The 22,555-nt window shown below is 68.9% G+C and carries 19 protein-coding genes; 7 read left to right on the plus strand and 12 right to left on the minus strand.

Features of this window, described 5'->3' with window-relative positions; translation table 11 throughout:
* Positions 1 to 6: 6 nt before the first annotated feature.
* The 3 genes from ACQP1O_RS36790 (at position 7) to ACQP1O_RS36800 (ending at position 3,805) form a co-directional block, all read left to right on the plus strand.
* Positions 7 to 1,491 carry a hypothetical protein gene (locus ACQP1O_RS36790; protein ID WP_433562935.1) on the plus strand — a complete coding sequence of 495 codons (1,485 nt, stop codon included), beginning with the start codon at positions 7 to 9 and terminating at the stop codon, positions 1,489 to 1,491.
* Positions 1,492 to 1,661: 170 nt separating this feature from the next.
* Complete coding sequence (locus ACQP1O_RS36795; RefSeq protein ID WP_433562936.1) at positions 1,662 to 2,168, plus strand: PH domain-containing protein; 507 nt, start codon at positions 1,662 to 1,664, stop codon at positions 2,166 to 2,168.
* The gene (locus tag ACQP1O_RS36800; protein ID WP_433562937.1) at positions 2,165 to 3,805 is read left to right on the plus strand and encodes a PH domain-containing protein; all 1,641 of its coding nucleotides are present in this window, start codon (positions 2,165 to 2,167) and stop codon (positions 3,803 to 3,805) included. The genes ACQP1O_RS36795 and ACQP1O_RS36800 overlap by 4 nt, the downstream gene beginning before the upstream one ends.
* Positions 3,806 to 3,862: 57 nt before the next feature.
* Here ACQP1O_RS36800 and ACQP1O_RS36805 read toward each other — a convergent pair whose 3' ends face one another.
* The 6 genes from ACQP1O_RS36805 to typA all read right to left on the minus strand — a co-directional run bounded on the left by ACQP1O_RS36805 (position 3,863) and on the right by typA (position 10,730).
* Entirely contained in the window at positions 3,863 to 5,203 is a 1,341-nt protein-coding gene (locus ACQP1O_RS36805; RefSeq protein WP_433562938.1) for an FAD-binding oxidoreductase, read from the minus strand.
* A 72-nt stretch (positions 5,204 to 5,275) separates the two neighbouring features.
* Positions 5,276 to 5,773 (minus strand): hypothetical protein, encoded by a 498-nt coding sequence (locus ACQP1O_RS36810; RefSeq protein ID WP_433562939.1) that lies wholly within the window; start codon positions 5,771 to 5,773, stop codon positions 5,276 to 5,278.
* On the minus strand, positions 5,770 to 5,928 hold the full coding sequence (locus tag ACQP1O_RS36815; RefSeq protein ID WP_326306468.1) for a hypothetical protein: 159 nt from the start codon (positions 5,926 to 5,928) through the stop codon (positions 5,770 to 5,772). Before ACQP1O_RS36815 ends, ACQP1O_RS36810 begins: the two co-directional genes overlap by 4 nt.
* Positions 5,929 to 5,940: 12 nt before the next feature.
* The gene (gene mshB, locus ACQP1O_RS36820; RefSeq protein ID WP_433562940.1) at positions 5,941 to 6,837 is read right to left on the minus strand and encodes an N-acetyl-1-D-myo-inositol-2-amino-2-deoxy-alpha-D-glucopyranoside deacetylase; all 897 of its coding nucleotides are present in this window, start codon (positions 6,835 to 6,837) and stop codon (positions 5,941 to 5,943) included.
* Positions 6,834 to 8,576 (minus strand): ABC transporter family substrate-binding protein, encoded by a 1,743-nt coding sequence (locus ACQP1O_RS36825; protein WP_433562941.1) that lies wholly within the window; start codon positions 8,574 to 8,576, stop codon positions 6,834 to 6,836. Before ACQP1O_RS36825 ends, mshB begins: the two co-directional genes overlap by 4 nt.
* Before the next feature lie 255 nt (positions 8,577 to 8,831).
* Positions 8,832 to 10,730, minus strand: a complete 1,899-nt coding sequence (gene typA / locus ACQP1O_RS36830; RefSeq protein ID WP_433562942.1) for a translational GTPase TypA — start codon at positions 10,728 to 10,730, stop codon at positions 8,832 to 8,834.
* Positions 10,731 to 10,899: 169 nt separating this feature from the next.
* Between typA and ACQP1O_RS36835 the strand changes: the two genes are divergently transcribed.
* On the plus strand, positions 10,900 to 11,076 hold the full coding sequence (locus ACQP1O_RS36835; RefSeq protein ID WP_354833569.1) for a hypothetical protein: 177 nt from the start codon (positions 10,900 to 10,902) through the stop codon (positions 11,074 to 11,076).
* Between the two features lie 20 nt (positions 11,077 to 11,096).
* On the plus strand, positions 11,097 to 11,390 hold the full coding sequence (locus tag ACQP1O_RS36840) for a 4a-hydroxytetrahydrobiopterin dehydratase (protein WP_433562943.1): 294 nt from the start codon (positions 11,097 to 11,099) through the stop codon (positions 11,388 to 11,390).
* Here ACQP1O_RS36840 and ACQP1O_RS36845 read toward each other — a convergent pair.
* Both ACQP1O_RS36845 and ACQP1O_RS36850 read right to left on the minus strand, forming a co-directional pair.
* A complete protein-coding gene (locus ACQP1O_RS36845) occupies positions 11,332 to 12,552 on the minus strand; it encodes a mannosyltransferase (RefSeq protein WP_433562944.1) in 1,221 nt (406 codons plus the stop codon). The genes ACQP1O_RS36840 and ACQP1O_RS36845 overlap by 59 nt on opposite strands.
* Positions 12,553 to 12,736: 184 nt before the next feature.
* Positions 12,737 to 13,936: a mannosyltransferase gene (locus ACQP1O_RS36850; RefSeq protein ID WP_433567913.1), complete on the minus strand. Its 1,200-nt coding sequence runs from the start codon at positions 13,934 to 13,936 to the stop codon at positions 12,737 to 12,739.
* A gap of 378 nt (positions 13,937 to 14,314) precedes the next feature.
* Here ACQP1O_RS36850 and ACQP1O_RS36855 point away from each other — a divergent pair, with 378 nt between their 5' ends.
* Together ACQP1O_RS36855 and ACQP1O_RS36860 are read left to right on the plus strand one after the other, a co-directional pair.
* On the plus strand, positions 14,315 to 15,067 hold the full coding sequence (locus tag ACQP1O_RS36855; protein ID WP_433562945.1) for an Rv1157c family protein: 753 nt from the start codon (positions 14,315 to 14,317) through the stop codon (positions 15,065 to 15,067).
* Between the two features lie 112 nt (positions 15,068 to 15,179).
* The gene (locus ACQP1O_RS36860; RefSeq protein ID WP_433562946.1) at positions 15,180 to 15,548 is read left to right on the plus strand and encodes a hypothetical protein; all 369 of its coding nucleotides are present in this window, start codon (positions 15,180 to 15,182) and stop codon (positions 15,546 to 15,548) included.
* On the opposite strand, the gene ACQP1O_RS36865 is transcribed toward ACQP1O_RS36860, so the two are convergent.
* From ACQP1O_RS36865 to ACQP1O_RS36880, 4 genes are all read right to left on the minus strand, one after another.
* Positions 15,549 to 16,274, minus strand: a complete 726-nt coding sequence (locus ACQP1O_RS36865) for a DUF1906 domain-containing protein (RefSeq protein ID WP_433562947.1) — start codon at positions 16,272 to 16,274, stop codon at positions 15,549 to 15,551.
* 295 nt (positions 16,275 to 16,569) lie between these two features.
* Entirely contained in the window at positions 16,570 to 17,799 is a 1,230-nt protein-coding gene (locus ACQP1O_RS36870) for a hypothetical protein (RefSeq protein ID WP_433562948.1), read from the minus strand.
* A 156-nt stretch (positions 17,800 to 17,955) separates the two neighbouring features.
* The gene (locus ACQP1O_RS36875; protein ID WP_433562949.1) at positions 17,956 to 18,612 is read right to left on the minus strand and encodes a CHAP domain-containing protein; all 657 of its coding nucleotides are present in this window, start codon (positions 18,610 to 18,612) and stop codon (positions 17,956 to 17,958) included.
* Between the two features lie 70 nt (positions 18,613 to 18,682).
* Complete coding sequence (locus ACQP1O_RS36880) at positions 18,683 to 22,450, minus strand: BTAD domain-containing putative transcriptional regulator (protein WP_433562950.1); 3,768 nt, start codon at positions 22,448 to 22,450, stop codon at positions 18,683 to 18,685.
* Positions 22,451 to 22,555: the final 105 nt, after the last annotated feature.

The raw sequence follows: 22,555 nt of genomic DNA on the forward strand, positions 1-22,555 counted from the left end.
ACCTTCGTGCTCGCGAAAATCCGCCGCGCCGCTGTCGTCGCCGGCCTGGGCGCCACTGCCCTGCTGACCATCGCCACCAGCACCGCCTCCGCATTCGGACCGGTGCCGCCCGCCAATCCGTACCTGGGACCGGTGGGCACCGCGACCATGCACGGCGACGCCGAGGCCTCCGACACCACGCCACTGCCCGGCGTCGGCACCGGCGGCGTCAACGCCGACTTCCACGAGGAGGGCGCGGCCTGCCCGACGATCCTGCAGGGCGCGGACGGCTTCCCGCAGGCGCTGTGCACGAAGATCACCGATCGCGCGCCGGAAGTGCTGCTGCTGGACCCGAACAACGGCAACACCCTCGCGCACCTCGACCTGACCAAGGGCAGCCTGCTCGGCGGGGTCTACGCCTACCTGGACAACCACGACCAGATGGTCACCGTGGACGGCTCGGGCAGCCTGCTGCGGATCGGGCACCAGCGCGGCTCCGACGGCTCCTGGTCGCTGTCGATCGGCTCGAAAACCGATGTGACACAGGCGGTCACCGGACACTGCGGCGGCGGCACCTGCGACGCCGTCAGTTCGGTGTCTCCCGACTACCAGGGCCGGGTGTGGTTCGCCACCGACAGCGCCGCGGCCGGATTCGTCAACACCGACGGCACCGCGCACTCGATCGTGCTCGCGCCCGGCGAGAACGTGGCCAACAGCATCGCCACCGCGCCCCAGGGCATGGCCGTGGCCACCGACCACGCGCTGTATCTGCTGAACGTGGACGGCAGCGGCAACCCGCAGATCGTGTGGCGACAGGCCTACGACCGCGGCCCGGCCCGCAAACCCGGCCAATTGAGCTGGGGCACCGGCGCGACGCCGACCTTCTTCGGACCCGGCGACGGCACCGAGTACCTGGCCATTACCGACAACGCGGCCACCAAGGAGAACCTGCTCGTCTTCGACACCGCCACCGGCCGGCCGGTGTGCTCGGTGCCCGCCGTCGACGGCACCGAGAACTCCCCCATCGGATCGGGCAACAGCGTGTTCGTGGCCAGCACCTACGGCTACCCCTACCCGGCACTGCCGCCCAACGCCGGCACCAGTCAGCCCGCTAGCGCACCGATTTCGGGCGGCATGACCCGCATCGACGTCACCGGCTCCGGCTGCACCGTGGTCTGGACCAATACCGTGCCCTCCTCGGCGGTGCCGCGACTGTCGGTGGCGGACGGCAAGATCTACACCTTCACCCGGCACTCCCTGCTCGGCAGCGGCAGCGGCGCGCTCGGCAGTGGCAGCAGCACCGGCAGCAGCGGCCTGGGCAGCGGCAGCGCCGGGGTGACCGACAACTACAGCTTCGCGGTGATCGACGCCGATACCGGCAAGGTCGACACCGAGCAGTTCGTCGGCGCGACCACCGTGAACGACACCCTCGAAATGGTCGGCACCATCGCTCCCGGCCGAATCCAGTACCAGGGCACCACCACCGGACTGTTCCGTATTACGCCACGCTAACCGACCAAGAGCACAGGCAATCTGCTGTCGTGACAACTGATTTCGTGAGGCGAGGGTAACTCGCCGGGTACGCCAGGAATTGTTTCGGCACCCAATCGCCGGCACGGGTTACCAGCGTGAACGGCCTTCAGCCGCCCGCTGAATATGCCGGGAGGCGGTACTGTGCCAGCATGTCCCAGCCCCTCGCTCCCGGCGGCATCCTGGCCGACCCGTCGCGGCGTCCCAGCCCACGGGCCAAACTGCTGTGGGCGCTGAGCGCCGCGCTGTCGTGGGTGGTGCCGATCCTCGGAGTGGGGATCTGGGCGCTGTTCGACACGCACCGGCGTGGCCTGGTGGCGCTGGTGTTCGGAATCGTGCTGCTGGCAGCGATATTCAGCATCGTGGCCATCCCACTGTGGCGCTACGCCGTGCACCGCTGGGAGATCACCGACGAGGCCGTCTACACCCGCACCGGCTGGTTCACCCAGGAAAGCCGGGTCGCGCCCATCACCCGCGTGCAGACCGTGGACACCTACCGCGGACCGCTGGAACGGCTGCTCGGACTGGCCACCGTCACCGTCACCACCGCCTCCTCGGCCGGGGCCGTGCACATCAGCGCGCTCGCCCTGGCCGATGCGCGCGACACCGTCGCCCAGCTCACCGCCATCGCCGCACAGCACCGGGGGGACGCCACATGACCCAGCCGCCATCCCCGGATCCGGACCCGTTCCCGGATTCCTATCCGACGGAAGTGCTTTCACCGATCACCGCGGCATCGGGGCCGGGGACGCGCCTCGACCCGGACGCCGAGAACTGGCAGCGGCTCGACAAGCGCATGCTGCTGGTCCACCCGGTCACCGAGCTCATCCGCTTCATCCCGGTGCTGATCGCCACGCTGGTGGCGGGCGCGAGCCGGGACAATCCCGGGTGGAGCCTGGCCGTGGTGGCGATCATCGTCGGCTTCGCGCTCACCCGCTGGTTCACCACCACCTACCGCATCACCCCCGACAATGTGGAGCTGCGTACCGGACTGATCCAGCGCAAACGACTTTCGGTGCCGCGCAACCGGGTCCGATCGGTCGACGTGCAGGCCGATCTGCTGCACCGGGTGCTCGGACTGGCAGTGCTGTCCATCGGCACCGGGCAGCACGCGGAGAAGCGGGAACAGTTCAAGCTGGACTCGCTGGATGCCAAACTGGTGCAGGAACTTCGGCGCGCGCTGCTGGCGCACACCCGGGTCGCCACGGAATCCACTGAAGCCCAGTCGGTTACGACCGAAGGCAAAATACCCGACGCCAAGCCCGGCCACCCCGTCGTGGAAATCGCGCACTGGCAGCCGGATTGGGTGCGGTACGCGCCACTCTCGTTGACCGGCTTCGCACTTGTCGCGCCGGTCGTCGGCCTGGCATTCCAGTACGGGTTCGCCCAGCTCTTCCTGAGGTCCGGCACGGTCCAGGATGTCGGGCACCGCAGCGCGACCGTCATCGCGGGCGTGATCACGCTGCTCGTCGTCATCCTCGTCGTGGTGGTCAGCCTCGCCGCCTGCGCGCGCTACCTCATGACCTGGTTCGACCTGAAGGTACTGGACGACGGGAAGACCCTGACCGTCCGGCACGGGCTGTTCACCACCCGCCAGACCACCCTCGACCTGGCCCGCCTGCGCGGCGCGACCGTCAACGAGCCCCTGCTGCTGCGCCTGGCCGGAGCCGCCGAACTCGAAGCCATCATGACCGGCACCAGCCCGCGGCAGAAGATCCTGCCGCAGGCTCCCCGCGCCGCCGTGCATCGCACCCTCGCCCATCTGCTGGGCACCTCCGCCGTTCCGGCCGAAGCCACCCTGCCGGTACCCCCGCTGGTGACCGTGCCGCTGGTCCCCCACGGCCCGGCCGCCCACCGCCGCCGCTACACCCGCACCCTGAGTCCGCTCGCAGCCACTGCGGCGGTGCTGCTCGTCATTTCCCTTGCGGGCGGCCACATCCCGCTCTGGATGTGGATCACGCTCGCCATCGCCACCCCCATCGCCGCCGCCCTCGCATGGGACCGCTACCGCGGCCTCGGCCACGCCGTGCTCCCCGCCGCCGACGGCAAACCGGCCTGGCTCATCACCCGCAGCGGCTGCCTGGACCGCGACCGCGACTGTCTGGAGGCCCCCGGCGTCATCGGCTGGACCGTCCGCCAGACCTTCTTCCAGCGTCGCGCGGGCGTGGCCACGGTCGTGGCCGCCTCCGCCGCGGGAAAGAAGCGCTACCGCGTCATCGACCTGCCCATCGACCAGGCGTGGTCCCTGATCGACGCGGTCACCCCCGGACAGCTGGGCACCACTGCCGGGCGGTGACCGAAGCGGCTCGGCGGCGGATCGAATGCTCCACCGCCGGGCCGGAATTCGGCGGGATCAGGCGAACACCGGGTAGTTCGAGCGAATCACGTTCCGCGGATCGCGCTCACGCTTGATCGTGCGCAGGCGGTCCACGGTCGCCGCGTCGAAGGCCGCGGCGGCCGACTCACCGGGGGCCAGGAAGGTGAAGGGCTTCTTGCCCGTCACCAGCGCACCGAACTCGGCCACCAGCGCATGTGTCCTGGCGTGCACCGCCTCTCGCAGATGGGGCAGACCGAGGCCGAGGGTGGAGACGAGGTAGCGGTCGGAGAGCGCACCGCGCGCACCCGCGGCCGGGCGGGCCAGCGCGCCGCCCAGATGGCGGACCTGAAGGCTGACCAGCGGTGCGAGGGATTCGCCGAGAATGATCTTCTCCGCCGCCGGGGACAGGTCGTCGAGGAGCTCGCCGCGGGTGATGGCCGGGCTCGGATCAACCGGCTCCTCGGTGATGTCGCCGAGGTCGGCCACCGACATGGCGGCCCGCGTGTCGGTGAGCGCGCCGCCGATCCGGTCCAGCGCGGACACCAGCGTCCGGCCCTGCTCCGGATCGCCCAGATAGGCGAGGTCCACGCCCACCATCTCCGGCGCCTGCGGGAACTGGAAGCGGTTGAACCACACCGACAACTCATCGGGGGCTCGAGAAGTCAACTCGCGGAAGGCTTCCCACACCTCGGGCAGCCGATCGGCGGTCCAGGTGATGCGGCCGCCGTACAGCCCCGGTGCGGGGAAGAGCTCGAACTCGAGGCCCGTCACCACGGCGAAATCGCCACCGCCACCGGACAATGCCCAGAACAGGTCCGGATCGCTGTCCGCGGTCACCCGGGCCGGGCGGCCCTCGGCGTCCACGATCTCGAAGGCGCGCACCGCATTCGACGCCCAGCCGTACTTACGGCCGAACCAGCTCTTGCCGCCGCCCAGCGTGTAACCCGTCACGCCGACCACCGGATTGCTGCCGGCGAGGCCGGTCAGACCGTGCGTGGCCGCGGCCGCCTGCACCTGTCCCCACCGCACGCCCGCACCGACCCGGGCCACCCGCGCGACCGGATCGATCTCGAGCCGGTTCAGCGCGCCGGTCCGCAGCACGATCGCGGTATCGATGCCGCCCGCCGCGCCGTGCCCGGTCGGCTGGGTTGCCACCGGACGGCCCGCGGCACCGGCGTAGCGGACCACGGCCGCCACATCCGCGGCGTCGGCGACCTCGGCGACCGCCGCCACCGGCTGCGCCACGGCCAGGCTCCACGGCCGCGCGGCCTGCTCGAAGTCCGGGTCACCGGACTCCAGGACGCGGCCGCGGACAGCATTGCGCAGTTCGTCGAATCCCATGGTCTTCTTTCGTTCCCGATCGTGATTGCGATTCACGAGGGGGACGAGACAGGGCGCCGAAGTGTGACAGCGCGGCGAAAGAGAACCGAAAACCGCAGGGCGATCCGGTCAGGCTCCGGTCCGGGCCAGGCGAACGGTCGCGCGGTAGTAGAGGTACATGCCCGCGGGCAGCAGGCCGCAGATGAGCAGCAGCATGGTCGGCCAGTCACCCATGAGCAGGGCGTACCCGCTCGGACTGAAACCAGCGCAGATCAGGAAACCCAGGACCCACACCAGAATCGGCAGGGCCATCACCCCGATCCGCTTGGTGATCACACCCATGCCCATCACCAGCAGCACGTTCACCACGGCGGCGGCCAGAGCGGTGAGCGGCACCGCGATCGCGCCATCGGTCATGTTCGAGGCCAGGGTGCCCGCGGCCAGCACCGGCGTCGGCTCCGGGATGTGCGCCCGGCCGGCGTAGATCGGCAGGAACAGCACCTCGAACCCGAGCGTGATCACCGCATCGGCCAGCAGCAGCGTGCCGATCAACGCGGTCAGCACCCCGCGCACCGGTCCCGCCGCCATCACCGCATCGCCCGTCCGGGCACCGACGGCCGCCGTCACGGCACCGGCGGGAATCCGAGCAGCGTCAGCAACTGACTCTGCATGTCCACGAAGCCGTAGAGCACCGAGAGGTACAGCTCGTGCTGCCACTCGAAGTAGGGGCGCTGGCTCTCGACGAACGCCGCGATCGCGTTCTGCAGGTCCCAGTTGTACATAGCCTCAGTCTCTCATTCCAGGCCACCGAGAAGATCATGTTCGCGGCCGTCGGGGCCCAGCGGGCCGCGCTCGCCACGCACCAGAATGTAATGCTCCTCCGGCAATACCGGCTGGGCGACATCGTTCGACAGCGCGAACTCCCGGCCCGAGGGGGCCACCGTCACCTGGGTGGCGTGCGCCCGCAGGGCCGCGCGCTTGGCCGCCAGCACATCCGAGACATCCACCGTGGTGGTCACGGATTCCGCTGGCACACAGGCCAATTCACCCGCGTGCGGCAGCCGCCAGCCGCGCGGCAGCGCACCCGGCAGCTGATCCACCGTGCGGCGCTTCAACGACTCGGTGTGCATGGCCAGCACGGTGCGGTCGGTAACCGTCCAGTACACCTTCGGGACCGTCCAGCCCCAGTCCGAGGCGGCGTCGACGGCCGCCATGGTGATCTGGTGCGCGCGAATGTGATCCGGATGCCCGTAGCCGCCGAGCGGGTCGTAGCCGATCACCACGCGCGGGCGCAACTCCAGGATCACCTGCACCAGCGCGTCGGTCGCGGCGGTGCCGGAGTTCACGAACGCACGGGGGTTGCGCGCCGACGGCGTCCCGGCCATGCCGGAGTCCCGCCAGCGGCCCGCGCCGCCCAGGAAATGCGGCACCCCGGCATCCAATTCGGCCAGCGCCCTGGTCAATTCGAGAATGCGGTAGCCGCCCAGCTGATCGGCCTGCCCGGCCACCAGATGCGCGTAGTCGTCGCCGATGACCTCGCCCTCTTCACCGAGCGTGCAGGTCACCACGGTGACCGGGAGGCCGCGCTTGCGATAGTGGGCGATGGTGCCGCCGGTGGCGATGGACTCGTCGTCCGGATGTGCGTGCACCAGCAGCAGGCCGTGCCGGGAAGCATCATCGAGAGGATTCACGGCAGCCTCCGCCAGTTGGCGGCATCACCGAAGATGCCGGTCTGAATGGCGCCGCTCAGCGAGGCCCCATCCACCCGCGGGCCCGCCGCGGCGACCTGGGTGTCCTGCACGATGGGCAGCACCGTCGCCAGTTCCCACAGCTTGGGCTCGGTCTCGCCGATCACCTTGCCCACATCGATGCCGCGCAGGGCAGCGTCGATGGCGGGCTGCAGGGTCGGATCGCACACGCCGGACACATTCGACGGGGACTTCTTGGCCCCGTCCGCGACAGTGGTGTCGGCGGTGTCACCGGGCGGCGCCACCGGCGTGCACCCGTAGCGCGACGCCAGCACCGTGGCCGGATCCTCACCGGTGCGTTCCCAGCCGACCACCGCGTCGACCCCGACGTCGGTCAGCTCCTTGCCGTACAGCTGCGAGGCCGTGACACTCCGCACGACGACATCGATTCCGGCACTGCGCAATTGGTCGGCGGCGGTATTGGCCACCGCCAATGTGGTGGTGTCGCCGTCCACCGCGCCGATCCTTACCGTCAGCGATTTGCCGTTCTTGGCCAGCGACCGCGGCTGCGGGGCGGGCGAGGTCGCCGACTGCGTGGCCGGCGTCTCCGCGGCCCGCGCGAATCCGGCCTCGGCCAGCAGCCCGAACGCCTCCTCCTGGCTCGGGCGGGGCGGCTGGGTCGCGACATAACCCGGATCGGAGGGCGAAAGTACTTGCGCCCGAGCCGGTTCCACCCAGCTGCCGGTCTGCGCGCCGACCGTGGCCAGCAGCACCGGATCCAGCAGCGCCAGCACCGCGCGCCGCACCCGGACATCGGCCAGGTCGCCGCTGCGGCCGTTGAGCGCCAGCTGCATCTCCCGCGACTGCGGCATGGTGGCCGTGCGCACCGACGGAATCGCCGCCAGCTGCGCCTGCAACGCCACACCGCCGTGCACCAGTGCCATCTGCGCGTCCCCGACCCGCAGCGACTCCGCCACCTGCGCGGGAGTTCCGCCGCGCCGCAACAGAATCTGATCCGGCACCGCGGGCTGACCCCAGTACCGGTCGTTGCGTTCCAGCAGGATCTCCTCGCGGCCGCGGTCGGCCTGCTTGATCCGGAACTGGCCACCGGAGATCCGGATCGTGTCGATCAACCCCTGCTCGAAACCCGAGTCCTTGACCAGATGCTGGGGCAGCAGATCCGAGAACAGTTGCCGCCAGGCGGGATACGGCTGCGTCATGGTGACCGTCACGGTCTTGCCGCCCGCCGACGAATTGACATCCGAGATCAGCCGATAACCCGCGGGATCCACCGCGCCCGGCTGCGTGATCATCTGCTGCCAGAGGTATTTGAAGTCCTCGGCCGCGATGGGCGCGCCGTCGGACCAGGACGCCTCGTTCTTGAGCTGGTAGGTGATGGTGAACGGCTCCTGCGCCGTCACATCCGCCGACACCATGAGCGCCGGATCCAGTATCCAGTCCGTGCCGCCCGGCACCCCCGGCGTCGGACCGGGCCGGAACGGGCTCGGCAACACCATCGACGCGACCGCCGCCGTCGCCGGCGACTGCTGCGACCGCAGATGCGGATTGAACCCGATCCCGATGTCGTCGACCGCGACCACGACGGAGTTCTTCCCCGGCTTGGCCGGCTGCGTCTTCGGACTGTCGGTGGATTCGATGGGCGGTGGCGGATTCGCGGTGCATCCGGTCGCGACCGCCAACAGCGTCGCCACCAATACCAACACCGCGCGCAGCTGTGTCATTTGCCCTCCGCTTCGCTCCGGGCGGATTCGCGGCCCTGAGGTCTCGATTCTTCCCTCCTCCGCTCCTCCGCTTCGCTCCCCCGCTCCGTCAGTCCAGAATCGAGACGGCCGCGAATCATCGCGCGATGGTTCGTGGTGCTGGGTTGCTTGCACAGTCCGCAGCGCACAGCGCCGTGAACGGAGTGCTCTCGGAGATCCTAGGCGAGCATCGCAAGGGCCGGGCAAAGGCTCTGCCCCGCCCTTGCGCTCGGTTGGCTACTGGGCGGCAGCTTTGTCGCGGGCCTTGCGGCGGGAGATCTCACGCTGGCGGTCGTTGGCGTTCAGAGTGACCTTGCGCACTCGCACGATCTCCGGGGTGACCTCGACACACTCGTCGTCGGTGCAGAACTCCATCGCGCTCTCGAGATCCAGCTGCAGCGGCTTGGCCAGGGTCTCGAGCACGTCACCGGTGGCGGACCGCATATTGGTCAGCTTCTTCTCACGGGTGACGTTGATGTCGAGGTCCTCGGCACGCGGGTTGATACCGACCACGTGGCCCTCGTAGGTGTCGGCGCCCGGCTCCACGAAGAACTGGCCGCGGTCGGCCAGCTGGATCATGGCGAACGGGGTGACCGAACCATTGCGGTCGGAGACCAGCGAACCGGTGTGGCGGGCGCGGATCTCACCGGCCCACGGCGCGTAGCCGTCGAACACGGCGTTGGCGATACCGGTGCCGCGGGTCTCGGTCAGGAAGTCGGTGCGGAAACCGATCAGACCACGCGACGGGACGATGAACTCCATGCGCACCCACCCGGCCGAGTGGTTGCTCATCTGGACCATCTTGCCCTTGCGGGCGGCCAGCAGCTGGGTGACGGCGCCCAGGTACTCGTCCGGGCAGTCGATGGTCAGCTCTTCGAAGGGCTCGTGCACCTTGCCGTCGACGGTCTTGGTGACCACCTGCGGCTTGCCGACGGTCAGCTCGAAACCCTCGCGGCGCATCTGCTCGACCAGGATGGCCAGCGCGAGCTCACCACGGCCCTGCACCTCCCAGGCGTCCGGGCGGCCGATGTCGAGCACACGCAGCGACACGTTGCCGACCAGCTCCTGGTCCAGGCGCGACTTCACCATGCGGGCGGTCAGCTTGTGACCCTGCACCCGGCCGACCAGCGGCGAGGTGTTGGTACCGATGGTCACCGAGATGGCCGGCTCGTCGACGGTGATGCGCGGCAGCGCGACCGGGTTGTCGACATCGGCGAGGGTGTCGCCGATCATGATGTCCGGAATGCCCGCGACGGCGACGATGTCACCGGCCACGGCCTCCTCGCCGGGCTGACGCTCGACGCCGATGGTCTTGAGCAGCTCGGTGATCTTGACGGTCTTGACGCCGTCACCGTGCATCCACGCGACGTTCTGACCCTTCTTCAGGGTGCCGTTGTGGATGCGCACCAGGCCGATTCGGCCCAGGAACGGGGAGGCGTCGAGGTTGGTGACGTGCGCCTGCAGGGTGGCCTTCGGGTCGCCCTTGGGGGCGGGAACGTACTTCATGAGGACCTCGAACAGCTCGTCGAGGTTCTCCGCGTCCGGCACCTGGCCGTTGTCGGGGCGGCTGGTGGACGCCACGCCCGCGCGGCCGGAGGCGTAGAGCACCGGCAGGTCGAGGGCCAGCTCGGCGGCCTCGGAGGCCTCGTCGTCGAGGTCGGAGGCGAGGTCCAGCAGCAGGTCGTGGGATTCCTCGACGACCTCCTCGATGCGGGCGTCCGGGCGGTCGGTCTTGTTGACCACCAGGATCACCGGCAGCGAGGCCGCGAGGGCCTTGCGCAGCACGAAGCGGGTCTGCGGCAGCGGACCCTCGGACGCGTCGACGAGCAGCACGACGCCGTCCACCATGGACAGGCCGCGCTCCACCTCACCACCGAAGTCGGCGTGGCCGGGGGTGTCGATGACATTGATGACGGTGACCGATCCGTCGGCGTTATGCCGGTGAACAGCGGTGTTCTTGGCGAGAATGGTGATGCCCTTCTCGCGCTCGAGGTCACCGGAGTCCATCACTCGGTCGACGAGTTCGGCACGTTCGGCGAACGCACCGGATTGCCGGAGCATGGCGTCGACCAGTGTTGTCTTGCCGTGGTCGACGTGCGCCACGATGGCGACGTTGCGGAACTCGACAGACGACACGTTTGATTCCTCCTGGTGAAAAAGTCTGTTGCCGACCCGGATGGGTCTCATGCGTGGGGCTGCCTACGACGAGACATGGCGAACTCCACCGGGCATGCGGCGAGCTACAGACTACCGGGCGCATCAGGTCACATGGTCAATGGGCGGAGGTTAGGTTAAGCTAACCAACATGGGCAAGGTGAAGGCCAAACACGTATCCGGTCTGAAGCCGAAGAAGAAATGCTGCCGCAAGAAGACGCGATGCCTGAAATGCCCTGTTGTGATTACGCGGATGAAGAAGGCCGAAGCCGCAGGCTGCTGCGGCAAAGAACTCAAGAAGTGCCTGAAACTCGCGCGGGCGGCCTGAATCCGGAGTAGACCGGAGGCATGAGTCCTGCGCTGCTCTCCGACGACGACATCGCCAAGGCCCTCACCGAACTGCCCGACTGGACCCGCGAGGGCAACAGCATCACGCGCACAATCAAGGCCCCCTCGTTCCTGGCCGGCATCGAACTCGTGCGCCGGGTGGCCGACGCGGCCGAGGCCGCCGACCACCATCCCGATATCGATATCCGCTGGCGGCGGGTCACTTTCACGCTGTCCACCCATTCCGCGGGCGGTCTCACGACACGCGATATGGCTCTCGCTCGCGAGATCGATCGACTGCACGCCGAGAGTTGAGCCGCCCGGCCCGGATCATCCACACATAGAGCGCCAGCACCCCGATCGCGTTCGCCGCGCCCAGCCAGGCCAGATAACCCGGACGCGAGATATCCCACATCGACTTCTGCAGGGTCCCCAGCATCCAGGGCACCCCGATCACAGTCGTGAACAGCCAGTACGCGGCCATGAGGCGCGCACCGGCGGCCGCGCGCAGCGGACCGTGGAACAGCCACAGTATGAGCGGGACCAGGCAGACCCAGTGGTGTGACCAGGAGATCGGCGACGCCATCAACCCGAACAGCTGCACGATGATCAGCGTGCCCAGCCGGTCATCGGAATCCAGTGCGCGCCAGGCGAAGAACGCGAGCACGGCCGTCACCAGCACGGACGATTTCCACAGCAGCCCGGACCCGATGTCGTGGCCGGCGAGACGGCTGAGCGCCCCGCGCAGCGACTGATTGATCACCGAACCGACCGGCCCGATGCGACGCGGGTCGCCGACCAGTTCCCCGAAGTAGGTCCTGGTCTCCCCCGGCGTGAGCAGGAAGGTCAGGCCGATGGTCCCGGCGAAGGCCACCGCCGACCAGATCACCGCGAACCACTGCCGGCGGGCCGCGAAATACAGTCCGGTCACCGCCGGGGTCAGCTTGACCCCGGCACCCAGGCCGACCAGCGCACCCGACACCCACCACCGGGTACTGCGCGCCGCGACCATGGCGAGCAGCACCAGGAACACATTCACCTGGCCGTAGTCGAGGGTGGATCGCACCGGTTCCAGCCACATGCCGCCCGCGGTCCACGCCACCGCGATGGTGCGCCAGGACTGTTCGTGCATGGCCTCCCCGCCCACGATCATCTCCAGCGAGATCCACACGATGCCGAACAGCGCCCCCGCGGTGGCCAGCAGCCAGCCGACGGCCACCACGTCGAAGGGCAGGAAATGCAGCGGATACAGGACGAGCGCCGCGAACGGTGGATATGTGAACGGCAGCGGAAATTGTGGTGACCGACTGGAATCGGTCCAGTCGTAGAGGTTCCCGCGGAACAGATTCGCGGCCCCTTCGACATAGACGTGCAGGTCCACGAGGATCAGATTGCTGGGCCAGAACAGCGCCCACAGCAGGCGGACCAGCACCGAGATGCCGAGTGCGGCGGCAGCCAGGCGGAAACGTCGATTCACGGCACGGACTTTCGATCGGGTGGATCACCGACCGGAATTCACGGCTGGCGAGCAGGCCTTTTCGGCGCTCGATGAGCGTAGCTGGACTAACGATTATCCCGCGCACCCCAAATATTCAGGGCACCACGGACATTCGAGCACTCCGAATTATTCGGGACGCGGATCTCGCGCTGAAGATCTCACCTCACCGGTCGGACAGCTCTTGCTCGCGAGATCGATCGACCGGACGTCCGGGGCTGAGCCGGCCCGCCCGGATGATCCAGGCATAGAGCGCCAGCACGCCGAGCACGTCCACCGCGCCCAGCCAGGACAGGATGCCCGGACGCGAGATGGTCCAGATCGAATCCTGGAAGAAGCCCAGCACCCAGGGCACGCCGATCAGCATCACCACCAGCCAGTAACCGGCCAGCACCCGGGCGCCCGCCGCCTGCCGCAGCGGGCCGTAGCACAGCCACAGGATGACCGGCAGCAGCCAGATCCAGTGGTGCGACCAGGAGATCGGCGACACCATCAACCCGAACAGCTGCACGATGATCAGCGTGCCCAGCCGGTCGTCGGAATCCAGTGCGCGCCAGGCGAAGAACGCGAGCACGGCCGTCACCAGCGCGGCCGCGATCCACACCGGACCGGACACCACGTCGTGGCCGAGCAGCCGACTGAGCGCGCCGCGCAGCGACTGATTGGTCGCCGATCCGACCGGCCCGATGCGATGCGCGTCCCCGAGCAATTCACGGAAGTACTTATTGGTCTCACCGGGGGCGAACAGATAGGTCAGCAGAATGGTCCCGAAGAAGACCACCGCTGACCAGATCGCCGTGAACCACCGTTTGCGGGCCGCGAAATACAGCCCGGTGACGGCCGGGGTCAGCTTGATGCCGGCGGCCACGCCGACCAAAGTGCCCGACACCCACCAGCGCGCGCTGCGGACCGCGATCATGGCGAGCAGCACCAGGAACACATTGACCTGGCCGTAGTCGAAGGTCGAGCGCACCGGCTCCAGCCACATGCCGATCGCCGTCCACGCCACCGCGGCGGTACGCCAGGACCGTTCACGCATGGCCTCGCGGCCGACCATCATCTCCATTGCCAACCACACCACACCGAAAAGCGCGGCCACCGTGGCGAGCAGCCATCCGATGGCTACCACGCCGAAGGGCAGGAAATGCAGCGGATAGAACACCAGCGCCGCGAATGGCGGATATGTGAACGGCAGCGGAAAATCCGGCGTCTTACTGGAATCGGTGTAGTCGTAGAGGTTCCCGCCGAACAGGTTCGCGGAGCCGTCCACATAGACGTGCAGGTCCACGAAGTTCATGCCATTGGGCAGGAACAGGACCCACACGAGACGGGCCAGCACCGAAATACCCAGTGCCGCGGCGGCCATGTGGAAGTGTCGATTCACGGCACTGTCTTTCAGCTCGGGCGGGTCACCGGCCGAGTGCACGGCTGGCGAATGCGGCTTGCGGGCCTCGCGAATGCGGCGTTGCGTTGGCCCCGGCAAGCGTAGTCGCCCACCAGAATGTGCCGTGCAGCGCGGACCCTACGCTGTAACATTTGCATCACCGACCCCATCTGTAACAGGCATTCCGGTCGCCCGTTCGATAGCGTCAGCTGATCGAGTTCGCCAAGATCACACCGCGGCTGTACAACACGGCAGCCCGGTCCCTAGAGTGGCGCGGAGCGATGGCTCCATCGCTGCTAGATGTCCCTGAAGGTAAGGACGGCTACACCAGTGCTTCGCACCCGAGGATCGCGGTTCGCAATGTCCGCATTGGCCCTGGCGGCCTGCGCCACCGTCGCCGTGCCGACGGCCTACGCGAACCCCGCGCCGGCACCCAGGAGCGCGTCGATTCCGATGATCCCCGAAGGGGTTCCGGTCGACGCGCTGGCCTCGCTGATCCCCGCCATCATCGGCGCGGCCACCGGTCCCGCCGATATCGCGGACGCGGGCCCCAAGAACGCCATTCTCGCCCAGGCCAAGCAGTTGCTGGAGAGCAGCAACCTGCCGGCGCAGGTGAAGACCACGCTGCTCGCCGTCATCACGTTCCTCGACGGCAGTGGCGGTGGCGGCCCGGACATCCCGAAGGATGGCCCGGTCATCTCGCAGTTCCTGTGGCCGACCATCGGCAAGGGCTGCATCTCCTCCTCCGCCGATTCGGTGGGCACCGCACTGGCCGTCGGCGGTCCGGCGCAGCTGCCCCCGCCCGGACCGGCGCAGGGCCAGGCCGGTTTCGTGTTCACCGCGCTGGGCACCAAGCAGCCCACCGATGTGCAGCCCGCCCCGATGACGGTGCAGTGGCTGAACCTCGACACGCGCGCCACCGCCACCCAGAACCTGACCAATGAGGCGCACATCAACCCGGACGGCCCGGCCACCCTGTCGGCCATCGCCAACACCGGTTCCGGTCGCGTGGTCGCCATCGTCTCGGGTTCGCTGACGACTCAGGCCGATCCGGAGTCGCAGCCGATCACCTGCTCGTTCCTGCCGACCATCGGATTCTTCACCGTCGCCTAACAGACACCCCGAGGTAGCGAAGAATTTCGCCCCCGTTCTTCTCCGCCACGATGCGGAAGGGACGGGGGCGAAATCGTTTGCACGGCCGGTTTCCTGTGGTAGACCGACATCTATGGCCGCTGTGACCAACCCCGTGCGGGGACTGCATTCGCGCCGGTCGATCCTCTCGATTCGTTCCGAGGGATCGATCCTGTCGATCGGCTCGGCCTATTCGATCCTGTCCATCGGCAGCGTGGGTTCGGTGCTGTCGATCGGGTCGGTGGGCTCGTTCGGCTCTCTCATCTCCTCGGCTTCCTTCGGCAGCCTCGGCTCCGCCTTCTCGGCGCTGTCCCGCTGGTCCCTGTTCTCCTGGAACGGGAACGGTGAGGTCTTCGCCGACGGCAGCGGCGAGGACGAACACACCGACCCCCACCTCATGCTCCGGGTCGTCCCCGAGGAGCCGGACCTGGCGATCGACCCGACCTGCCACTGCCAGACCTAGCTACCACCATTGGCCGTACTGCGGGGCAAGTACGGCATTGACGTCCACGGAGACGCCGTCGACCTCGCGCTTGTCGATCTCGAACTGGTGCAGGGTGGCAGCGGGGTGGACATAGCCCTTCGGGGTGCCCCAATTGTGTTGCCAGAAGAAGGAACACAGGCCCGCGTCGCGAATGTTGTCGATGGTCGGCGAGTTCGCGTAGACGCCGGTGCGGCCGTGCCCGATGACGGTTTCCCAGCCGCGCAGGTACGGCTCGATGAACTGCTCGAAATCGTCGTCGCCGGGGTTGTCGTCGATGGAGGCGTAGATGGGCGCGGTGTCGGGCCCGCCCGCGGCCTTGTGCAGGATCAATCCCCGTGCGGCGTGCTTCAATCCGGCCGCGTAGCCACCGCGCCAGTCGGCGGTCTGACCCTTGCCGAACTGGTAGCAGGAGACCACCGACAGGCCCGCGGCGCGCAGGGCGTCGACCTCACTGGCGAGCAGCGGTTTGCCCTCCATCCATTCGGCGCCGGGCCGCCGGTCGGAGACGTAGCGGATGACGCCGATATGGCCGTCGTCGCTGATGGATTGGGCGGAGGGAACGCCGCCGGCGTAGTCGAGGAGGGTGCCGAGCTCTTGCTTGGCTGCCGCGGTGCCGGGTGGGAGGGTCAGTCCGGCGGTGATTCCGGCGGCGAGAGTCGTGGCCCCGGAGAGGAAGTTTCGTCGATTGACATGGGCAGGACGCATCACGGGCTCCTTCGCACACACTCGCTGGTCGAACATTCCGGTCGTGACGATTGGGAGACGGCGTCTCACCGGTGACCGGTTGGAACTACTTGCGGCGTGCCCGGCGCACCTTCCCCGATGAAAACAAGATCATCCGTGCGCCGGGAGCCCTGAACGTGCCCTCATTTCACCATATTCACATTGGAATCGCCAGGCTCATCGAGCACATCGGCACCATATGTCACATCGGGGCGAAACCGGGCAACGACCGGCCGATGGCGAACAAACAGCTATCGAATTGCCACGGCCGGAGACCTCAGACGCGCGTCGAGTCCAGCCGGGCGCCCACATCGATGGTCCGGCGCGTCACGTCGGCCACCTCGGCGCGCACAACCCTCGCCACCTGGGCAACGATCTGCTTGCGCATGCCGGCCAGCTTGCCCAGCGCGGCCGCCCGCCAGCCCTCGGCGGTCATCTCCAGATCGATGTCCCGGGCGCGCGGCGGCACCGCGTCGATGACGATCAGCAACGGCTCGGCGGCACGCGCGGTGAGGGCCACCGGCACCTGCAACTCGGCCCGATAGCGGTTGGTCTTGAGCACGTCCACGGAGATGTCCAGGCTCACCGGAATGGTGAGGTCGAAGCGCACCAGCGCCGGATCGTGGGAGTTCGCATGGGCCGCGGCCGCAGCAGCAGCCGCCGCCGATTCGGCGGCGGCATGGGGCAATTCGGCAATCCGCGGCTCGGGCACCGGCGTGACGGTGACCGGACCGGCGGCGGCGACTCGGGGCAGTCGCACACTGCCCTGCACGCAGACCTCGGCCTTGTTGCCCGGGCCGGTGCGCAGCGGGCCGACTTCGATGGGCTTGCCCGCCATCGATTCCACGACCTGCCGCACCCGTTCCGCGGTCACGATGCGCGCGAAGAACCGGCGGCCGAATTCGTCGTAGCCGATCCACTCGTGAGTGGGCCGCCCGCGGTAGGCCGAGCGGGTGCCGTCCATGATGGCCTGCACGTCGAAGGTGCGGCCGCGCTGCGAATCCGGGTCGGCCAGAATGGCATTGATGCGATTGGCGACCTCGCGCTGCACCAGTTTGGCGATGGGGTCCAGCAGCAGTTCCCAGGCGGTGCCGATGGCCTGTGCGCGCATCACGAAGCTGACGTCGCGCCCGGTGACCGGGGGAATGTCGATGACGATGAGCAGCGGATCGGCGGTGCGGGCGTGCATGGTGAGGTCGATCTCGACCACCGCCTCCAGCCGCAGCCGCTGCCCGCCGAGGGTGACGTCGACCCGTAGTTTCACCGGGAGCATGACGTCGAAGTGCACGTGCGGCCCGCGCCTGATGACGGTGGGTTTGCCGATGCTGCCCTTGGCCACGAACCGAGCGAGCCCGGCGGGTCCGATTCCGAAGGGGCCGATGGTGATTCCGCGCCCGGCCACGCTGGAGACCGCCGACTCGATCCGGGATTCCGTCACCGCCGCCGCCACGAAACGTTCGCCGAATTCGGCGTAATCGATCCAGGTCGGTTGATCGGACGACGTCATCAGCTACTTTCGTCGGGCGGGGACCCCTGTCCTGCCGATGAGGGGGCAGCAGGACAGGGATCAATCGACGACGCTGCCGGGCGCCGCCGAAACCCATCGTAAGCGGAAGATGCGCTCAGTAGTACACCCCGCCCCGCGTGTTTCCAGAATGTGGAATCAGCGTGTTCCCAATCGCCCGAATCCCACCAGCCCCGATGTGCCGGACGGGCGGAATTTGTGGATGGCGACACCGCCGGATTCACCGGCCTCATTGCCGCCCACCGTGGTGATGGTATCCGAATCCGCCGCGATGACGATATTCGTGTGCTGATGGAACACACTGGAATCCGAGTACATCACCACATCGCCGACCCGTGGTAGATATCCGTTGTTCGCCTGCTCGAAACGATGCTGACCCCGGTAGTACTCCTCCAGGGTGTACACACCGGGAATCCGCCAGGATCCGGAATTCGGATTGCTCAACGGTTGTCCGGCCGCGCGCATCACCCAGCTGACGAAGTCGGCGCACCAGGGTTCGGCAATGCCCTCGGAGTATTTGTCCCGACCACTCTGTTCGTCGAATTGTTGTCGCAGAACATCGACCACCTGCGCCTGCTCGAGACTCGACCCGGCGGAATCGACCTCCGGAAAGTCGTGCAGCAGGCGCCCGTCCATCTCCCGCGGGCCGTAGGACTCCTCGTGCCGGTGCTGCTGCCACCACCGCACGCCCAGCACTCCCCCGGCACTCAGCGCCGAAATCACCACCAGTGCAACGGTGCTCACCACCAGCCATCGCCGCCGTCTGCGCTGCGGGCGCTCGAGCTCTACTGTCATCGGTCCTCCCCCGTTCCGGCCGGCCGTCGGCCTTGTCAGGTAGGACGTTCCACCCGGCCGCGGAGTTCCCTCAGGGTCGGTGGACGAGCCGGCTGCGGCCCATCGGTCCGAGGCGGCCGGCCTGCATGAGCCCGACGCCCCGGGGTGCGAGTTCGGCCAGCTCGGATTGCAGTCTGTCCTGCAGTTCCTCGGCGGCAGCGCGGTGACCGGCTGCCTGCTCGTGGTCGCCGAGGTAGGTGGCCAGCTCGGCGAGGATGTGGTCCATGGGCCCGAGAACCGAGGCGCCGGTCTCCAGACCGCAGACGGTGCCCGAGTACGGCAGCAGCTGCTGGTAGACGCCCAGCGCCATGGCCGGATCCTCGAGGGCGATGGCGAGGCGGGCCTTCACTCCGGTGAAGGTGGACCAGAACTGCGGGGCCGGTGAGGGTGCGGCGGCCAGTACGCGACGGGCCTCCTCCGGGCGGCCCGAATGCACCAGGGCCAGTGCGTAACCGTGGATGAAGAGCTCCGGTTTGAGGGCGGTGCGCTCGCGCAGATCGTTCAGGTAGACCGACATGTCGTTGCGCAGCCAGCCGATGGAGACGGCGATGCCGACGTGCAGCGCATTGCCGTCGCGGGTCGGTTCGGCCGCGCCCTCGCCGGAGTGCGCCACCAGCTGGTCCAGTTCGCCGGAGCCCTCGCCGAGCAGGCGCAGCACCTCATCGGTATTGCCGCGCAACAGTTCCAGCACCATGCCGAAGGGCGCGATGGCGTCCAGCAGGTGCCGTAGCTGTCCGTCGGTGGCGTATTCGCCTGCCCGGCCGGCGTGTTCGGCGGCGGCCACCAGGTCGGCGTCGGCCAGCGTGGCGCGGAACAGCAGATAGTGTGCGAGCGCGCGGAATTCGGTGAGTTCGGCCGCGGTGGACACCTCGAGCAGCCGGGTCGCAAACCGTTCGAGGTCGTGGGCGCGCAGGAAGCCGCCCGCCGCGAAGGCCGCGAACGCCTGCGCGTTGAGGACCGTGCACAGCAGATCCGGGTCGTCGAGCGGTTCGGCCAGGGCCATGGCCGCACCGGCCAGGATGCGGGCCGCCGAGGGTTCCTCGACGGCGCGATCGAAGACGGCGCTGACGTGCAACAGAATTCGCGTGCGCGCCGGCAGCCCGGTATCGGCGCAGGCCAGGCGCAGCGGTTCGCGGATGCGCGGGTCCGGGGTGTGCCAGTCGTGCACCGACCAGATGAGCGGCGTCGGCCAGCAGGTGACGGCGTGGGCGATCAACTCCGTCCCCCCCGGCGATGACGCTGTGCCGCCGAGTGATTCGGCCAGATCGAGCGCCTGCTCGCGGGCCGCCCGCGCGGCGATGTGCTGCCCGTCGTAGGCCAGCGCCACCACCAGTTCGCATCGCGCCTCGAGCACCGCCAGCCGATCCGCGCGCGCGGCTCCCGCGCCGGCGTGCCCGGCCAGATCGTGCAGTGCGAGCACCGATCGCCACCGCCGCACGGCATCGGCCCGCATCCGCCGCTCCACACACCGCCGCGCCGCCGCGCGGACGTATGGCAGAGCCACCGTGGCGGTTTCGGCATCCGCCCCCAGCGCCGCGTGATGTGCCAGCGCGTCGATGTCCCGCCCGCGCGGTACGTATACCGCATCGTGCGCGGAACTCGTTCCGGCGTGGGCGGACTCGGGTGTTCGGTCGGAGCCGGCGGGAACGGCCGTGCCGGGGTCGCCTATCGCTGTGACGTCCGGTTCGGTCTGCCCGGTCGGCGAGTTCGTGGCCACCTCGTCGGCTCCGTGGAGGGCCGCGAGCGTCCGGTCGGGGCGACGCATGACCCTGGGCCGTGGCGACCCGAGGAGCGCCGCGACCAGATGATCGGCTCCCCACAACGCACTGAGCACTCGATTCCCCATGCCCGGAAGGTCTTCCGTCCCGGCGGGGGTCTCGGATCGTCGGTCGTCCTGTCCGGGCGTGACCGCCGCGCGGGTCGAGCCCGGCGCTGCCGGGCCCGCTTCCGGGTCGCTGCGCAGGTATTCGAAGGCGGCCCAGTGCATTCGGGTGCGGCGCAGGGTGGGGAGGTCGTAGTAGACGGTTTCGCGAACCAGGGCGTGGTCGAAGGTGACGCGGCCCGCCCGGTCGGTGCGCAGCAGGCGCGCGGATTCGGCGGTGGCGATCAGGTCGATGACGGTGTCGGCGGGGCGGTCGGCGGAGGCGGCGAGGGTGGTGATGTCGCCGTCCTCTCCCCAGACCGAGAGGTGGCGCAGCAGGTCCACGACGTCGGCGGGGAGCTGGCCGATGCGCCGGCCCAGCAGGTCGCGCACGGTCTCGGGCAGGCCGTCGGTGGTGCCCTGGGTGGCAACGAGTTTGGCGAGTTCGCGCACGAACAGCGGGTTGCCGCCGGTGCGCCGGCGGAGCAGTTCGACGGTGCGATCGTCGGGGGCGGCGAGCCCGGCGGCGGCCGCGGCGCGGCGGGTGCCCGCCATGTCGAGGCCGTCGAGTTCGAGGCGGTCGGCGGTGAACAGGGCCAGGGCGGCGGCGGTGTCGCGGACGCCCGGGCCGGCCTCGGTGCCGCGCAGGGTGGCGACGATGAGGATCGGGCAGTCCCGCAGCCAGTTCACCACCTGCCGCAGCACCTGCAGGGTGGCGGTGTCGGCGCCGTGCACGTCCTCGAGCACGATGGCGATCGGTCTCCCGGCCGAGCGTTCGCGGCAGGAGCGGACCACGCGCCGGGCCAGGGTGAAAGCATCGGCGGCGGTGAAGGTTTCGGGGTCGGCGGCGTCGAGGCCGGTGAGCACCTCGGCCCAGGCCCAGGCGGGCGGCGCGGACTCGACCTCGGGGCAGCGGCCGAACACGGTGGTCCAGCCGCGGTCGCCCAGGTGTGTGGTGAGGGTGGTGGCGAGGGTGGTCTTTCCGGCGCCGGCCTCACCGGAGAGCCAGACCAGCCGCACGTGCCCGGCCGACGCGGCGTCGGCGGCGGCCAGCACGGCGGCGCGCTGCGCGGCATATCCGGTGTCCGGCAAGGGTTCCGGATCGGGCAGCGGTTCGGGTTCGGCGGGCCGCACGGGTGCGGGCGGGGTGACCGTCTCGGTGTCCACCGAGTGGGTGAGGATGGCGGTCTCCAGATCCCGCAGTCCCGGACCGGGATCCACCCCGAATTCCAGGGTGAGGAATTCGCGGCTGCGGCGCACCGTGGCGAGTGCGTCCAGCGACTGTCCCAGTCGGTACTGGGCGACGGCCAGCAGCCGCGCGCATTCCTCGCGTCCGGGATGCTCCTCCAGGATGGGCCGCAGCGCCAGCACCACCTCGGCGGGCCGGTTCAGTTCCAGCGCGGCCTGGGCTCGCAGTTCGGCGGCGGTCAGCCGCAGCGCCTGCAGGCGGGCGGCTTCCTGTGCCGCCCAGGGCATTCCGGGGAAGGATTCGAAGGCGCCGCCGTGCCAGCACGCCAGGGCGGCGTCCAGCACCCGCACCTGCTCCAGCGGGTCGGGTCGCCCGGCGGGGTCGCGCATGGCGGCCTCGTGCCCGTGTAGCAGTTGCTCGAAGTGCCAGGAATCCACTTGGGACGGCTCGAGATTGAGCGCGTAGCCGTGTGATTCGGACACGATGACGCGCGAGTGCGCCCGCCGCGGCCGTTCCGGCTCGAAGACCCGGCGCAGGTTGTGGATGTACACCTGCAGCGCGGCAACGGCTTTGGCGGGCGGGTCACCGTGCCAGAGGTCGTCGATGAGCCGTTCGGTGGGCACCACCCGGCCACCTGCGGCGACCAGTCGTCCCAGCACCGCGCACTGCATGGGCGCGCCCGGAGGCACGCGCTGACCGTCGATGCTGATGTGCAGTGGGCCCAGCACCCCGATGCGTATGAGCGCCATGTCGCTGTGCGACCCCCGTACCCACTTCGAATAAAACCAAACAGGATCCTCTCAATATGACAGAAATTCTGCGACAGTACCCAGTCTTGTGACGTGGCTTAACTC

It is taken from the genome of Nocardia sp. CA-151230 (genome assembly GCF_050942175.1).
Lineage (GTDB): Bacteria > Actinomycetota > Actinomycetes > Mycobacteriales > Mycobacteriaceae > Nocardia.

Coding starts and splice junctions, on each gene's coding strand:
- ACQP1O_RS36795 (WP_433562936.1), top strand. CDS start 1,662: ATGTCCCAGCCCCTCGCTCCCGGCGGCATCCTGGCCGACCCGTCGCGG.
- ACQP1O_RS36800 (WP_433562937.1), top strand. CDS start 2,165: ATGACCCAGCCGCCATCCCCGGATCCGGACCCGTTCCCGGATTCCTAT.
- ACQP1O_RS36815 (WP_326306468.1), bottom strand. CDS start 5,928: ATGTACAACTGGGACCTGCAGAACGCGATCGCGGCGTTCGTCGAGAGC.
- ACQP1O_RS36825 (WP_433562941.1), bottom strand. CDS start 8,576: ATGACACAGCTGCGCGCGGTGTTGGTATTGGTGGCGACGCTGTTGGCG.
- ACQP1O_RS36835 (WP_354833569.1), top strand. CDS start 10,900: ATGGGCAAGGTGAAGGCCAAACACGTATCCGGTCTGAAGCCGAAGAAG.
- ACQP1O_RS36840 (WP_433562943.1), top strand. CDS start 11,097: ATGAGTCCTGCGCTGCTCTCCGACGACGACATCGCCAAGGCCCTCACC.
- ACQP1O_RS36850 (WP_433567913.1), bottom strand. CDS start 13,936: ATGGCCGCCGCGGCACTGGGTATTTCGGTGCTGGCCCGTCTCGTGTGG.
- ACQP1O_RS36855 (WP_433562945.1), top strand. CDS start 14,315: ATGTCCGCATTGGCCCTGGCGGCCTGCGCCACCGTCGCCGTGCCGACG.
- ACQP1O_RS36860 (WP_433562946.1), top strand. CDS start 15,180: ATGGCCGCTGTGACCAACCCCGTGCGGGGACTGCATTCGCGCCGGTCG.
- ACQP1O_RS36865 (WP_433562947.1), bottom strand. CDS start 16,274: ATGCGTCCTGCCCATGTCAATCGACGAAACTTCCTCTCCGGGGCCACG.
- ACQP1O_RS36870 (WP_433562948.1), bottom strand. CDS start 17,799: ATGACGTCGTCCGATCAACCGACCTGGATCGATTACGCCGAATTCGGC.
- ACQP1O_RS36875 (WP_433562949.1), bottom strand. CDS start 18,612: ATGACAGTAGAGCTCGAGCGCCCGCAGCGCAGACGGCGGCGATGGCTG.
- ACQP1O_RS36880 (WP_433562950.1), bottom strand. CDS start 22,450: ATGGCGCTCATACGCATCGGGGTGCTGGGCCCACTGCACATCAGCATC.